The 14,716-nt window shown below is 31.0% G+C and carries 11 protein-coding genes; 4 read left to right on the top strand and 7 right to left on the bottom strand.

The genetic code is table 11. The features are described from left to right. The first annotated feature begins 39 nt into the window (after positions 1–39). From WHD08_RS03775 to WHD08_RS03785, 3 genes are all read left to right on the top strand, one after another. Positions 40–1,098, top strand: a complete 1,059-nt coding sequence (locus WHD08_RS03775) for a YHYH protein (RefSeq protein ID WP_208889166.1) — start codon at positions 40–42, stop codon at positions 1,096–1,098. 252 nt (positions 1,099–1,350) lie between these two features. Further along, positions 1,351–2,553 (top strand): exonuclease SbcCD subunit D C-terminal domain-containing protein, encoded by a 1,203-nt coding sequence (locus tag WHD08_RS03780; protein ID WP_208889165.1) that lies wholly within the window; start codon positions 1,351–1,353, stop codon positions 2,551–2,553. Positions 2,554–2,565: 12 nt separating this feature from the next. After that, a complete protein-coding gene (locus WHD08_RS03785; RefSeq protein ID WP_208889164.1) occupies positions 2,566–6,219 on the top strand; it encodes an SbcC/MukB-like Walker B domain-containing protein in 3,654 nt (1,217 codons plus the stop codon). A gap of 472 nt (positions 6,220–6,691) precedes the next feature. Here WHD08_RS03785 and WHD08_RS03790 read toward each other — a convergent pair whose 3' ends face one another. Then, positions 6,692–7,501: an SHOCT domain-containing protein gene (locus WHD08_RS03790; protein WP_208889163.1), complete on the bottom strand. Its 810-nt coding sequence runs from the start codon at positions 7,499–7,501 to the stop codon at positions 6,692–6,694. A 331-nt stretch (positions 7,502–7,832) separates the two neighbouring features. Here WHD08_RS03790 and WHD08_RS03795 point away from each other — a divergent pair, with 331 nt between their 5' ends. Beyond that, the gene (locus WHD08_RS03795; protein WP_165733304.1) at positions 7,833–8,351 is read left to right on the top strand and encodes a thioredoxin family protein; all 519 of its coding nucleotides are present in this window, start codon (positions 7,833–7,835) and stop codon (positions 8,349–8,351) included. Positions 8,352–8,425: 74 nt separating this feature from the next. On the opposite strand, the gene WHD08_RS03800 is transcribed toward WHD08_RS03795, so the two are convergent. From WHD08_RS03800 to WHD08_RS03825, 6 genes are all read right to left on the bottom strand, one after another. Continuing rightward, positions 8,426–8,803: a hypothetical protein gene (locus tag WHD08_RS03800; protein ID WP_208889162.1), complete on the bottom strand. Its 378-nt coding sequence runs from the start codon at positions 8,801–8,803 to the stop codon at positions 8,426–8,428. 38 nt (positions 8,804–8,841) lie between these two features. Continuing rightward, complete coding sequence (locus WHD08_RS03805; RefSeq protein WP_208889161.1) at positions 8,842–9,618, bottom strand: zinc-dependent peptidase; 777 nt, start codon at positions 9,616–9,618, stop codon at positions 8,842–8,844. Between the two features lie 183 nt (positions 9,619–9,801). Further along, complete coding sequence (gene typA / locus WHD08_RS03810; protein WP_165733307.1) at positions 9,802–11,574, bottom strand: translational GTPase TypA; 1,773 nt, start codon at positions 11,572–11,574, stop codon at positions 9,802–9,804. A gap of 112 nt (positions 11,575–11,686) precedes the next feature. After that, on the bottom strand, positions 11,687–12,739 hold the full coding sequence (gene moeB / locus WHD08_RS03815) for a molybdopterin-synthase adenylyltransferase MoeB (RefSeq protein WP_165733508.1): 1,053 nt from the start codon (positions 12,737–12,739) through the stop codon (positions 11,687–11,689). Positions 12,740–12,828: 89 nt separating this feature from the next. Continuing rightward, complete coding sequence (gene thiH / locus WHD08_RS03820; protein WP_208889160.1) at positions 12,829–13,938, bottom strand: 2-iminoacetate synthase ThiH; 1,110 nt, start codon at positions 13,936–13,938, stop codon at positions 12,829–12,831. Between the two features lie 3 nt (positions 13,939–13,941). After that, positions 13,942–14,712 carry a thiazole synthase gene (locus WHD08_RS03825; protein ID WP_165733309.1) on the bottom strand — a complete coding sequence of 257 codons (771 nt, stop codon included), beginning with the start codon at positions 14,710–14,712 and terminating at the stop codon, positions 13,942–13,944. Positions 14,713–14,716: the final 4 nt, after the last annotated feature.

A 14,716-nucleotide genomic window follows, 5' to 3' on the forward strand; every position in this document is an offset into this window, starting at 1 on the left:
ATAAGAAATCTCATTATAAATATTAAGACTAAAAATATTATGAAAAAATATAATTTAAAACTCTTAACACTAAGTCTATTTCTTGTCGGACTTTCTGCTTGTAAAAGTAATAGTGACAGTAAAAAAACAATTACTCAAGACAAAGTAACAATTGCTGTTAATAGTGATTATTTTTTATCTGGAGGATTGGCAGAACCCATTTCTATTGTAAGTAGAACTTTGTCTGACGGTTCTACGGCAGATTGCTATAAAATTGTAGCAACAAGCACACCTACAGATCACACAATGGGACCTTGGTGTCCTACTAATATTTCTGATGATGCAAGCGCTGGTGGAATTTGGATGCAAGATGGAAAAGTATATGATGTAGATGGTGAATTTGTAAAAAACTTAGCTACTTTTTATAAAGATGATACTTGGATGTTATACAATAGCGAAACAGGAGAAATAACAAAAACATCTACAAAAGAAGAATGTGAAGAAGCTGCAAACCCAAATGTTGGAGAAGAATATAAAAACTATTGTGTAGAATGCTTACCCTCTTATGTGTCAGATGTAACTCACACCTATTACATTCCTGTTACTCCTAAAAAGGCAGCAACTCCTTATGCCTTTTCAAGAGGAGGAAGAGGTCTAGGTGGTCCTCCTCCAGCAGGGAAAAGACCCGAAGGAGGCGAAAGACCTCCAAAACCAGAAGGACGTCCCGAAAACAGTTCTGCAATGCCTTCTAGCAGAGGATTGGCTTTTAACGGAGTTGTTTTTGATGCTCCAGCGCCAACTGATAATATTTTAAGTGCGTATACTTTAGCTCCTTTTGATGATGCTGGCGGACATATTAATTTAGCAGCCGGATACCATTACCATGCTGCAACAGGTGTTTCTAAAAAAATTACACAAACAGATAAACATGCCGCAATGATTGGTTATGCTTTTGATGGATATGGAATTTATGAAAATACTGATGCAGACGGAAATGAAGCTAAAGATTTAGATGCATCTAGAGGTCATTATGATGATGTTAGAGGATATCATTACCATGTAGACAAAGCAGGTAATAATAATTTCATCAATGGTTTGCGAGGAGAATACGCGCAATAAAAAAATATTTTAAAATCATAATATAAAGCTCAAGTGAATCACTTGAGCTTTATTATTTTATACAAGGTTACCTCCTATTTTATCCATTTCTCTTACAGATTATTATAAAAAGGTGTTTCTAATTCCTCTTTTTTTGAGTCAAAAAAAGTATTTTAGCTGTGTGATTTTGTAGATAATATCAATGATTAATTTCCTCGTAAAAATCGGATTTAAAACTTATATTATCGACATTCAAAAAAAAAGGAAAAAGAAATGAAAGTACTGCACACTGCCGATTGGCATTTAGGACATCGCTTGCACGAGCAATCTCAGTTTGAAGAACAATCTTTATTTTTAAGCTGGATTGGAACCTATATCATAGAGCAAAAGGTTGATGTGCTTTTAATTTCTGGTGATGTTTTTGATACCGGTTCTCCATCTAACCAGAGTTTAGAAATGTACTATAGTTTTTTAGTAAAACTAAACGGAACCACTTGTAAATCGATTATTATTACTGGCGGAAATCATGATTCTCCAGGTACTTTAAATGCACCAAAACACATCTTAGGTGCTTTGTCTATAAAAGTGGTTGGTAAAGCAACCGAAGACATTAAAGATGAAGTTTTCGAAATTGAAATAAACAACCAAAAAGTAATTATTGCTGCGGTTCCTTATTTGCGTGATGGTGATATTAGACGTGCAGTTGCCGGTGAAACTTTTGATGAATTAACCGATAAATACAAAACTGCTTTAATAAACCATTATGTTTCTGCCGCAGACCAATGCAAGCTTATAAATACAAATAATGCTCCCGTAATTGCCATGGGACATTTGTTTGCCACTGGCGGAACGATTTCTGATAGTGAACAAAATATTTATGTAGGAACTTTAGGGCATATTGGTGCAGAAGATTTTCCTACCTATTTTGATTATGTGGCTTTAGGTCATTTACACAGACCTCAAATAATTGGCGGAAACGACAAAGTCCGTTATTCTGGTTCTCCTAATATCTTAAGTTTCAGCGAAATTAATTACGATAAAAAAGTGATTATTTTATCTATAGAAAACAACAAAATTACTGACATTAAAGATGATGTAATTCCGAAATTTAGAGAATTTTACAAGCTTACAGGTAGTTTGCAAGAATGTATTTCTAAATTTTCTAGTTTGACTTCTAATTCTTATGAATTAACACCTTGGGTAGAAATTGCTTTAAAGGAAGATCATACGGTAAATACTGACGATTTAAAATCTGAAGCAGCACAATATCCTTTTGAAATCTTAAAAATAGGATTGAAAAATCAACGAAAAGTTAAAGGAATTGAAGAGTTGCTAGAAAACACAAAATCAATTAAAGAATTATTACCTACAGAGGTTTTTAAATTGAAATGCGAAGAAATGGATTATGACTTGGAACAAAGACCCGAAGTTTGGGATGCTTTTAATGAAATATTACAATCTGTTAAAAAACAATAAGGCAGCTTCTCTATGAAAATTTTAAAGATAGAATTACAAAACATAAATTCCTTAAAATCGGACACTCCAATTGTTATCGATTTTGAAAACGAACAATTTAGAGATGTTGGTTTGTATGCAATTACTGGTTCTACAGGGGCAGGAAAAACCACTATTTTAGATGCAATAACCATTGCTCTGTATCACAACGTTCCACGTTTTAACGGATCTAAAGGTACTTTGTTAGATGTTGTAAGTCATGGTGCACATGATGCTTTTAGTAGAGTAACTTTTAAAAACGACACCACCATTTACGAGGCTTTCTGGGGAATTAGAATTGCTGATAAAAAAGGAAAAGCATATAAAAACCCGAAGGAAGAAGTCAGTTTAAAAAACTTAACTTCAGACACCATTTTAGCGACTCAAAAACGAAATTTAATTACCGAAGTAGTGAATGCTACTCAATTAGATTATAATCAGTTTTTACGATCTGTAATGTTGGCGCAAGGTGAATTTGCTTCATTTTTAACCGCAAAAGGTCCTGAAAAAGGAAAGTTATTAGAACAAATTACTGGCGAACAGATTTATAAAAAAATTGGTCAAGGAATTTTAGATCGAAAATCTGAAGAAGAAAAAAAACTAAGAGAAATTGAAGCCAAAATAAATGCTGATGATATTTTAAATGAAGAAGCTAAAGCGAATTTAATTACTGAAGACAAAACGTTAGATGCTGATATTAAACTTACGGAAACTGCGATAAAGTCTTCTCAAAAAATTGTAGATTGGTATGTTGGTTTTATAAAATTAACAAAAGAAGGAGAAGAACATGAAGAGAAATCTAAAAGTGTTCAATCTTTTGTAGAGAAACACAAAGTAGCATTAGATCAATTGGCTTTACATGAAAAAGCATTGCCTTTTAAAGAGTTGATAACAGATTTGAATAGAACAGCAAAAGAAACTGTTTTAAAAGAAAATCAACTTAAAGAAATTGAAAAAACACTAACAGAGTTAAAACCTCAAATACTTCTTTTAGAAAAGCAAACCAAGACAGACACTAAAAATGTAGAACTCGCTGAAAAAGAATTTGCTGAATGGTTACCAAAGTTTGATACGATTACAAATTTAGACGCTGCTTTAAAAAACGAACTTACTGTAAAAGAAAAAGCTTCTGATAACTTAGCTAAACTTGAGTTAGAAATAAAAAAGGCTTCCGAAGACAATAGTAAATTAGTCAACAGTTTTGATGAGACTACAAATCAAATTAAAGCAAAAGAAAGCTTTATAAAACAAAATGAATTTTTAAGATCAGTTGCCTTAGAAATAACAGATTGGAGAACCGATTTATCAACTTTAAAAACGAATAAAGAAACGATTGTAAAAAGTGCTTTATTAGTTGATAACAAGAAAATAGAGATTACAAAAACAACTGAAAGTTTAAAACAAAACAAAGGTATTCTTCAAGAGAAATCAGCTGCTATAAAAGTAATTGAAGAAAAAATCACATCTCTAAACAAAGACCTAGAAAAAAATTCATTAAGTGATTTATTAGCGTTAAAAGAAAAATACAATCAGTCTGAAAATAACTGGAAACAGTTTAAAGTTTTTGCAGAACAACATCAAAAAATCACAAAAGAAAAAACTGATTTAGAAAGAGATGAGAAAAAATATACAAACGATCTAAAAGAAATTACTGATAAAATAGTCGCTTTACAAAAAGTGCTTGACAATCAGGAAAAATTAGTTAATGATGCTACTAAAATTTTAGATTTAGAACGAAGTGTTGCCAAATATAAAGAGGATCGAAATCGTCTTATAAAAGGAGATCCTTGTAGTTTGTGTGGTTCAAAAGAACACCCATATACAGAACATTTACCCTTAATAAATGTATCGGAATCTGAAATAGAATTAATCAAGAGAAAGGAAGATTTAAAAAAGTTAAACGAAGAAAAATCGCTTTTTGATACTAAAAAAACGGCAATACAAACTCGTATCGAAAATTTCCAAGAACAGATTAAAGGGAAATCAACCGAATTATCTTCAATAAAATCGAAGGTAAATGAGTTATCAATTGTTTGTGAATTAACTGATTTTTATAAAGTTGAATCTGAATTACTTTCCCTTAAAAATAAGTTAGCTGAAATAAACACTAGTTTAAAAAACGCTCAACAATTACAGGTAGATAAAGACAAATTCTCTAAAGATATTCAAAAACAAAATGAAGAAATCCATCTATTAAAAACGACAATTGCTACCTTAGAAGAAAAAAATAAAAATGCAAAAGAAGTCATTCTTCAAGAAGAAAAATCGATTTTAGAACTAAATACGCTTTGCACAAACCTAGAGAATAGTTTAAACGTAAAACTTACTAAATATTCATATCAACTTCCTGCTCTTTCGGAAATCAATTTGTTTTTAAAAGAAATAGACGAAAAAATTGCTCTTTTTAATAAAACAGAAAGAAGTTTAGACGCATTAAAATCTGAAAGTAAGATTCTAAATACAAAAAAAGAAAACCTTAAAGAGCTGTTAGAAAATCATGCTAAAAACAGAGTGATTTTTACTGAAACAATTAAAGATTCAACTTCAAAACAGCAGAAATTAACAACCCAAAGAATTGCAATTTTACCAATTAAGACTTCGGTAGAAAGTAAAAGAAACCTGCTACAAAAAACAAAAAACACCTTTGTAGAAAAAGCAAAGTTGAGTAATGAATCCTTACAAAACTTACTCAATACTAAAACAAAACAAGAAACTTTACAGGTAAATATTACAGCTGATTTAAAAAGTTTATCAATTAAAAAAGCTGACTTTACAACTACACTCAATGCTAAATTAAAAGACAGTGATTTTACATCAAAAGAAAATATTGAAACAGCATTACTTTCCGAAGAAATAGCTCATAAATACAAAGACAATAGAGAACGTATTAAGGAAAATCAACTTAAAATAAAGACCTTAAAAGATGAACATGCTAAGGATCTAAAATTATTGCATGAAACCAAAAATTTTGAAACTTCCGAATCTGAAAGCAAACAAATTTTAGCAGATTTAAAGACTAAAAAAGATGCGTTGTTAACTGCAAAAGGTAAAATTGTTGAAGCCTTTAGAAAGGACAAAGAAATAAAAGATAGAAACCAAGAAACCTATAAAAAAATAGACGCTCAAGATAAAATTTGTAAAGTTTGGAAAGAACTTTTTAAAATTATAGGAAACTCTAAAGATGCATTTAACGTCTACGTGCAACGCTTAACATTAAAACATTTGTTAGATCTTGCCAATGTGCATTTGTATCAATTAAACAAGCGTTATTCTTTAAAAATGGAAGATTCTTACAAACCCAAAGAAGAGCTTAATTTTAATTTGATAGACCATTATCAAACAGATCAAGCGAGATTGGTAGATACTTCTAGTGGTGGAGAAAAATTTATTATTAGTTTGGCTTTGGCTTTAGGATTGTCTGATTTAGCAAGTAAAAACGTAAAAATAGATTCCCTTTTTATTGATGAAGGATTCGGAACTTTAGATAGCAATACTTTAGAAACTGTTATTTCTACCTTAGAAACGCTGCAATCTCAAGGTAAAATGATCGGAATTATCTCGCACGTAGAAAATTTAAAAGAACGTATTCCGACTCAAATTCAGATTACAAAGAAAAGCAATGGTGTTAGTAAAGTTAATATTATTTAGAAAAACAGATTCATTTATATGATAAGATTCCTCGTCGTAAACTCACTCGGAATGACAAATTTATAGCGGAAGATAATCACTAGTTAAAAGTGAGCGATAACAAACAAATAAAAACAAAGAAAGGCTGTCTAAAAAGGAAGTTTTTTGTCAATCTGAATTTATTTCAGATTCTTATGAAAATTCAACATCAATAAGTTGAGATACTGAAACAAGTTCAGTATGACAAGGTTTAACACTCATGCGCTAGTGCTCGTTTTTAACGAGTACCCAACCAATTTGATTCCTAAATGATCAATCGTTAAAACGAGCGATACCGTAAAGGGTAGTAAGGTTGATATTATTTAGGTAAAAAAAGATTCCTCGTCGTAAACTCACTCGGAATGACAAAATATCTATAAAAAAAAGCTCAAGTTGAATACTTGAGCTTTTTTTATAAGATTAATTCATTTTCTGTAATCGCAGATTGAACTTATTACAATCTATTTAATAAATCTACTTTCTTATTCTCAAATTCTTCAACAGAAAGAATTCCTTTGTCTTTTAAACCTGCTAATTTTTCTATTTTACCAAAAATATCTTCTTCAAAAGCACTATTATTATTGTTGTAGTTATTATTGTTAACAGGCTGCATTGGAGCTTCTATAATAGGTGCAACTGGCGTTTCTATAACATTATTTTGTATTTCATTATTTTGAATAGGCGCTGGTGCTTGCTTATTTCCTCCAGAAATAATAGGTAAAGTATTTAAATCTACATTCCCATATTGACTCGTAAAAGAAACCGAATAATTACCACTTTGTTGCTGTCCTACTCCACCAATATTATGGTCTAACGTATCAAAAATAGTTACGTTACCATTTTCTTGAATTGCTAAACGATGTATATTATTAAAAATAGCATAACTTGTATTATTTTGGCTTCCTGTAGAATTAGGAAAACCTAAATCTCCCCACCAATCACTAGAATAACCTCCTTGTGGATTCTTAACTTTTGGCAACGGTTTGTACTGTATTGCTCCTTGGTGAATTAAGTTAGATAAATCTACACAAAGTCCGTCTACCAAATATTTAAGGTTATTATTAAACATATCACCAACCATAGTCATACCACCTTGCATCCACTGTCCTCCACCACCTAACTCAGCGATATTAAACTGTGCCATTGTACCATTGCTATTCATCAAACAAAATGTTAAATCAGTAACAGTATTTGTACTTACTCCGTATTTATTAGCTACGTTTACTATATTTTGAAAACTAGCTTCTGTGAATGTTGCATTCATAACTTAGATATATTTCTTAATTCTGTTACACAAATTTGTCTAACAATTTTTCGACAAAGGTAAACTATAGTAATAGCAATAATGCTTTTTAAAATATAATTTTTACTAATTTTAAAATTCTATTTATTTAATTTTAAACACGTTAGAGTTCTAACTTTATACTCGTGAATTTAACTAAAATGTATGGTAAAATCTTACGTTCTTAGAAAATAAAGTATGTTTTCGATAAAACTACATACAAAATATACATCTTCTAATTTAAAGTTTATGATTTCTTACTACATCACAAAATATTATTTTTTTACTTTTGATAATAATTTAAAAATAGTTTATGAAAAATAAAGTTTTAGTACTATTAATCCTCGGAACAATTTCTTTTACCTCAACAATTTCAGCACAAGAAACAACTACTAATTTGTTAGAAAATGCACAAACAAAGGCCAAAAAAGAAAATAAAGCTATTTTTATAAAATTTGAAGCTTCTTGGTGTGGGTGGTGCCGTAAAATGACAAAAGACATGAAAGCTGAAAGCACAAAAGCATTTTTTGAAGATAATTATGTAATTGTACCTGTTGTAGTAAATGAATCTAAAGGAAAAGAAAAATTAGAAAATCCGGGTTCTAGAGAATTATTAAAAAAATATAAAGGAGATGAAGCAGGCTTACCGTTTTGGTTAATCTTAGATTCAAATTTAAACGTACTTGCAGATTCTTTTGATGCTAATGGAGACAATCTAGGAGGACCAGCAAGTAAGGAAGAAGTAAACCAATTTATAAGTAAAATAAAAAAAACGGCAAAAAAGGTTTCAGAAAAGGATGTGAAAAATATAAAAAATCAATTTATTAAATAAAAGCATCTTTTAAAAAACGATACTAAAAAAAGCTCTAGACATAAATCTTGAGCTTTTTTAGTAAAATATCTTTTTTATGATTGCATTGGGATTTCTGGTAATTTATTTTTAAAACTTGGCGCATTGTCTCTGTAAGAAACTAATTTCTTTTTAGAAACAAGCACTATTAAATCTTCACTTAACGTAAATAAACAAGCTGTTCTAAAAGTTTCTAAAAGTAATTTTTCTAATTCTACAGTCAGTGATTCAAAAGAAAATTGTTTAAATTCATTCTCTTCTGCAAAACGATATTTTAATTCAAAAATATCTTTACCATCCACTTTAAATAAACGGACATATACATTTAACAGTCCTTCACTTTTTCGCATCGGTTTGCTTAATGTAAGCTTTACAAATTCATCTTTTGTTAAACTTTCTTGTAATCTTTCAAAAAAAACTTTAAAATCGCTCATGCTGCAAAAATATAAATAAGAAATTATTAATTGTAGAATTACTTGCTAAAACATAGTGCTAACATGTTATATAATTCTGGATGTTTTCTCTGAAACAACTTTGGTCTTTCAAAGAAATATTCTCCAGCAACTGCTAGAAATTCAATTTCAGACGTTCCTCCATAACTTCTAATATCAGAGTTATTATTATTAATCGCCTCCATTTCTTTATGCACTAGTTGTAACCAAGGTATGATATACTGCTTGTTTAACAAAACTGACGGAATACCATCTACCACTCCATCTGCCTTGTCTAAAAGATGAATAAATTCGTGAATTGCTGTATTGCCTTTATCGGTTTTGTTGCTAAAACCAAGGTGTAACGCTTTTCTAGATAAAATCATTTGCTTCTCGAATCTTCCCGTGCCAACCAAACCACCAATAGTTCTTCCTTCTATTTGAGAATCAAATTGCAAATCATCATCAAAATAATCTGGATAAATTAATACGGTAGATAAGTTGGTATACTTCCAATTTGGAAATCTAAAAACAGGAATTACAGCACTCGCAGCAATCAACAAAGTATCTAATTCTTCTAACTCAAAATGAATGGCTTCAATATTAGTTTCCTTTAAAAAGGAAGCCATTTTAGTACGAAACACTTCTTGTTCACCAACATTTAATTTTTCATAAAATAGAATATGTTTTAATAATAATGGATGCCAATGCTCTGGAACAACAAGTTTTTCTAAAGAAACTGTACTCTTTTTTCGCTTAGACTTTATGCTTACAATAAAAACGATAAGAAGTATCGCAATGGCAATTATATATAACATTTTATTTTTTTAAAGTATGGAAAACTACGAAAAATTAAAAGATTTAGTACTTATTTTTTTGCTACTTTATTTTTCTGATTTTAATTTAAAAGCAACTAAATTCCATAAAAAAAAAGCTCAAGTTTAAAACTTGAGCTTTTTAAATTTATAAAGATCCATTCTATATCAGAATGAAAAAAAATATTATCCTTTAAAAACAATTTTACGCATACGTAAGCTTTCTGGAGTTACTTCTAAGTACTCATCTGCTTTAATGTATTCCATGTTTTCCTCTAAAGAAAAATCTACTTTAGGTGCAATTTTCATAGCTTCATCTGTACCAGATTTACGCATGTTTGTTAATTGCTTACCTTTAATTAAGTTAACAGCCATTTCATCAGACTTACTGTTCTCTCCAATTACTTGACCAACATAGATTTCTTGGTTTACATCAATAAAGAAAACTCCTCTATCTTGTAAACGGTTTAATGCATATGCAGTTGCTTTACCAGCAGCAGAAGAAACAATTGCTCCTTTTACTTCTTCAGTAAAGTCTCCTTTATAAGGACCATATTCACTAAATCTGTGGTTAATGATAGCAGTACCACCAGTTGCAGTTAAAATTTTGTTTCTTAAACCAATTAATCCTCTAGAAGGAATAGAAAACTCTAAGTGTTGTAAATCTCCTTTTGGTTCCATAACTAACATATCTCCTTTTCTAAGAGATACTAAGTTAATTGCTTTAGAAGCCATGTCTTCTGGTACATCAATAGACAATGTTTCCATTGGCTCATGTTTCTTACCATCAATCATTTTAATAATCACTTGTGGTCTTCCCACTTGTAATTCATATCCTTCTCTACGCATTGTTTCAATTAAAACAGATAAGTGTAAAACTCCACGTCCAAAAACGTTAAATTTATCTTCACTATCAGTAGTTTCAACTTTTAATGCTAAGTTTTTTTCTAATTCTTTAAACAGACGATCTCTAATGTGACGAGATGTTACAAATTTACCTTCTTTACCAAAGAAAGGAGAGTTGTTAATTGTAAACAACATACTCATTGTAGGTTGGTCAATTTCTGTTCTAGGTAATGCTTCTGGGTTTTCTAAATCTGCAATTGTATCACCAATTTCAAATCCATCAATACCAGTAATTGCACAGATATCTCCACAAGGTACTTTTTCTACTTGAACTTTACCCATTCCTTCGAATACGTGTAATTCTTTAATTCTTACTTTTTTAGTAGTACCATCAGCTTTACATAAACTGTATTCTTTACCTACTTCTAAGTCTCCTCTAAAAACACGTCCAATAGCAATTCTTCCTGTAAATTTAGAAAAATCTAAAGAAGTAATTTGCATTTGTGCTGTACCTTCATTGTATTTAGTTGCTGGGATAGATTCTAAAACAGCATCTAATAAAGGAACGATATCAGTAGTTTGGTTTTGCCAATCTGTAGACATCCAGTTGTTCTTTGCAGAACCATAAATTGTAGTAAAGTCTAATTGCTCTTCTGTAGCTTCTAAAGCAAACATTAAATCAAAAACTTTTTCATGAACGATGTCAGGAGTACAGTTTTCTTTATCAACTTTATTTACAACTACAATAGGAGTTAATCCTAATGCTAAGGCTTTTCCTAATACAAAACGAGTTTGTGGCATTGGCCCTTCAAATGCATCAACTAATAATAAAACACCATCAGCCATTTTTAATACACGCTCTACTTCTCCACCAAAATCGGCGTGACCAGGAGTATCAATTACGTTAATTTTTGTGTTTTTATATTGAACAGATACGTTTTTAGAAAGAATAGTAATTCCTCTTTCACGTTCTAAATCATTATTATCTAACAATAAATCTGTACGTTCTTTACGATCATCTAAGATTTTAGCTTGATCTATAATTTTATCTACTAACGTTGTCTTACCGTGATCGACATGGGCTATAATAGCGATATTTCTAATTGGCTGCATTTATTTATTCTAATTTTGCTGCAAAAGTAATCTTTTTTGATTAAAAATTGTATTCTATATAAAAAACTTTAACTATCTTATCCTTAAAAAGGTATCTCAGGATAAAAAATAATTAAATACAACCTCCTTTTAAGTTTAAAATTTTAGTCTTTAAATTCGATTTTAGCAAAACCTCAATTGCTTTTCCACTTCTTACTCCAGACTTACAATACACTACTAATTCTTTATGTATACACACCTCATCTAAACGGTTTTTCAGGTCACCCAAAGGAATATGTTGTCCTCCAATATGATATTCTTCTCTCTCATAATTTTCTCGAACATCTAATAAATTATATTTCTCTTTATTTTTATTGAGTTCTTCTAAAGTAATTTCTTCTTTGGATAGAATTCCACAGAAAAAATCATAATCATTTTCTAAAACAGTAATTTCTAAAGTAGTGTCTTTTTCAAAATTTAAGATTGTTTGATTCATTTGTAAAGAATCATAAATCAATAATTTATTGAAAAGCACCGCTCCTATTCCACAAATAATTTTAATCGTTTCATTGGCTTGTAAACTTCCTATAATTCCGGGTAACACACCTAAAACGCCAATTTCTGAACAATTTGGAGATTCATCTGGTTTTGGTGGCGTTGGATACAAACATCGATACGTTCCGCTTCCTTGATAGTTAAAAACACTCACCTGACCTTCAAACTTAAATATAGATCCGTAAACCAAAGGTTTGTTCGTAATTACAGACGCATCATTCACTAAATAACGCGTCGAAAAATTATCGCTTCCATCTACAATAATATCATAATTATTGAATAATGAAAGGGCATTTTCTTGGGTTAATTTTTCATTATAAACATCAAAATTCACAAACGGATTTAACCTTGTCAATCGTTCTGCTGCAGTTTTAGATTTAGACAAACCAATATCATCCATTGTATATAAAATCTGACGTTGCAAATTACTTTGATCTACCACATCGTCATCAATAACACCAATCGTTCCAACTCCTGCAGCGGTTAAATATTGTAAAACAGGGCAACCTAATCCACCAGCTCCAATAACCAAAACTTTGGCTTGTTTCAATTTTAACTGCCCTTCTTCTCCTATTTTATCTAGAATTAAATGTCGATTGTATTGTTTTTTTTCTTCTGATGTAAGCATGATAAAACTAAGTTAAAACGTAAACTTCATAATTTGAAACTCGTAATTATTAAATGATAATTGATCACCGATAATTGATCACTGATAAATGATTACCTAAAATGTTCCCAATCTTTCCAAACCACTTCTAAATCTTGATTTTTTAGCATTTGTACCACCTCAGCAGTACTTCTTTCATCAGAAATTTCAAACTGTTCTAAAGATTGTGGTGCTACCGAATACCCTCCAGGATTTGTTTTAGATTCTGCACTAATAGAAGTAATTCCTAAATTGACAATATGATTTCTAAAAATTTCACTTTCTCTGGTAGACATTGATAATTCTATGTCTTCGTCAAACAAACGAAATGCACAAATAAGTTGTACCAAGTCCGAATCTGTCATTTCTACTTTTGGCTCTAATCCGCCAGAATGTGGGCGTAATCTTGGAAAAGAGATCGAGTATTTTGTCTTCCAATACGTTTTCTGTAAATATTTTAAATGCAAAGCGGTAAAAAAACTATCAGCACGCCAATCTTCTAATCCGAATAAAGCACCCAAACCAATTTTATGAATTCCTGCTTTTCCTAATCGATCTGGCGTATCTAATCGATAATCGAAATTAGATTTTTTCCCCTTCGGATGATGTTTCTTGTACTCGTCTCTATGATATGTTTCTTGATACACCAACACCGCATACAATCCGTTTTCTACCAATAATTCATATTCATCTTGATCTAAAGGCTGCACTTCAATCGTAATATTCGAAAACTGAGAACGGATTAATTGAATGGCATTCTTAATATATGCTACCCCTACCGTTTTATTTGCTTCTCCTGTTACCAACAAAATATGATCGTAGCCTTTGGCTTTTAAAAAAGCGACTTCCTTTAAAATTTCTGCATCGGTTAACGTCCGTCTTGGTATTTTATTCGTCATGCTAAATCCACAATAAGTACAAATATTCTGACATTCGTTACTCAAATACATGGGCACGTACATTTGCATCGTATTTCCAAAACGCTTCTTAGTCAATAACTGACTTTTATGCGCCATTTCTTCTAAAAATGGTTTTGCAGCAGGAGAAATTAAGGCTTTAAAATCTTCTAAATCTAGCTTATCTTTTACCAACGCTTGTTCTACCTCAACAGCTGTTTTATCGAAAATACTTTTTAGGCTAAAATCCCAATTATAAGTATCGAAAAGTTCTTTAAAATGACTCATATTCTAACTTAAAAAACTCGTTAACGGACTACTTGCAATGGCCATTTCGCTTCTCGGAGCTAACTTTGCTTCGTATGCCATTCTACCTGCTTCCACTGCCATTTTAAATGCTTTTGCCATCGCAACTGGGGTTTGAGAAACTGCAATCGCTGTATTTACCAAAACAGCATCTGCGCCTAATTCCATCGCATACGCTGCGTGAGACGGCGCTCCAATACCCGCATCTACAATTACCGGCACGTTAGATTGCTCAATAATAATTTCCAAAAAATCTACCGTTTTTAAACCTTTGTTACTTCCTATTGGTGCTCCTAATGGCATTACACATTGCACGCCAACCTCTTCTAAACGCTTACACAAAACTGGGTCTGCATGAATATATGGCATCACTACAAAACCTAATTTCACTAATTCTTCTGCCGCTTTTAAAGTTTCTATTGGGTCTGGTAATAAATATCTTGGATCTGGATGAATTTCTAATTTTACCCAATTGGTTTCTAAAGCTTCTCTAGATAATTCGGCCGCAAAAACAGCTTCTTTGGCTGTTCTTACTCCAGAAGTATTTGGCAATAAATTAATATGATTATGATTCAAATGCGATAAAATATCATCTTCCTCATTCGCAACATCTACTCTTTTTAAAGCCACTGTTATCAACTCACTTTCGGAGGCCAATAAAGCTTCTTTCATTAAGTGAGATGAACTAAACTTCCCTGTTCCTGTAAATAAACGAGAGGTAAATTCTTTGTCTGCTATTTTTAATTTTTGACTCATTTTA

This window comes from Polaribacter sejongensis (assembly GCF_038024065.1).
Taxonomy (GTDB): domain Bacteria; phylum Bacteroidota; class Bacteroidia; order Flavobacteriales; family Flavobacteriaceae; genus Polaribacter; species Polaribacter sejongensis.

What these genes read in the sequence shown, in the direction of transcription:
- WHD08_RS03780 (WP_208889165.1), top strand. Translation starts at nt 1,351, where the DNA reads ATGAAAGTACTGCACACTGCCGATTGGCATTTAGGACATCGCTTGCAC.
- WHD08_RS03775 (WP_208889166.1), top strand. Translation starts at nt 40, where the DNA reads ATGAAAAAATATAATTTAAAACTCTTAACACTAAGTCTATTTCTTGTC.
- WHD08_RS03800 (WP_208889162.1), bottom strand. Translation starts at nt 8,803, where the DNA reads ATGAGCGATTTTAAAGTTTTTTTTGAAAGATTACAAGAAAGTTTAACA.
- typA (WP_165733307.1), bottom strand. Translation starts at nt 11,574, where the DNA reads ATGCAGCCAATTAGAAATATCGCTATTATAGCCCATGTCGATCACGGT.
- WHD08_RS03785 (WP_208889164.1), top strand. Translation starts at nt 2,566, where the DNA reads ATGAAAATTTTAAAGATAGAATTACAAAACATAAATTCCTTAAAATCG.
- thiH (WP_208889160.1), bottom strand. Translation starts at nt 13,938, where the DNA reads ATGAGTCATTTTAAAGAACTTTTCGATACTTATAATTGGGATTTTAGC.
- WHD08_RS03795 (WP_165733304.1), top strand. Translation starts at nt 7,833, where the DNA reads ATGAAAAATAAAGTTTTAGTACTATTAATCCTCGGAACAATTTCTTTT.
- WHD08_RS03790 (WP_208889163.1), bottom strand. Translation starts at nt 7,501, where the DNA reads ATGAATGCAACATTCACAGAAGCTAGTTTTCAAAATATAGTAAACGTA.
- WHD08_RS03825 (WP_165733309.1), bottom strand. Translation starts at nt 14,712, where the DNA reads ATGAGTCAAAAATTAAAAATAGCAGACAAAGAATTTACCTCTCGTTTA.
- WHD08_RS03805 (WP_208889161.1), bottom strand. Translation starts at nt 9,618, where the DNA reads ATGTTATATATAATTGCCATTGCGATACTTCTTATCGTTTTTATTGTA.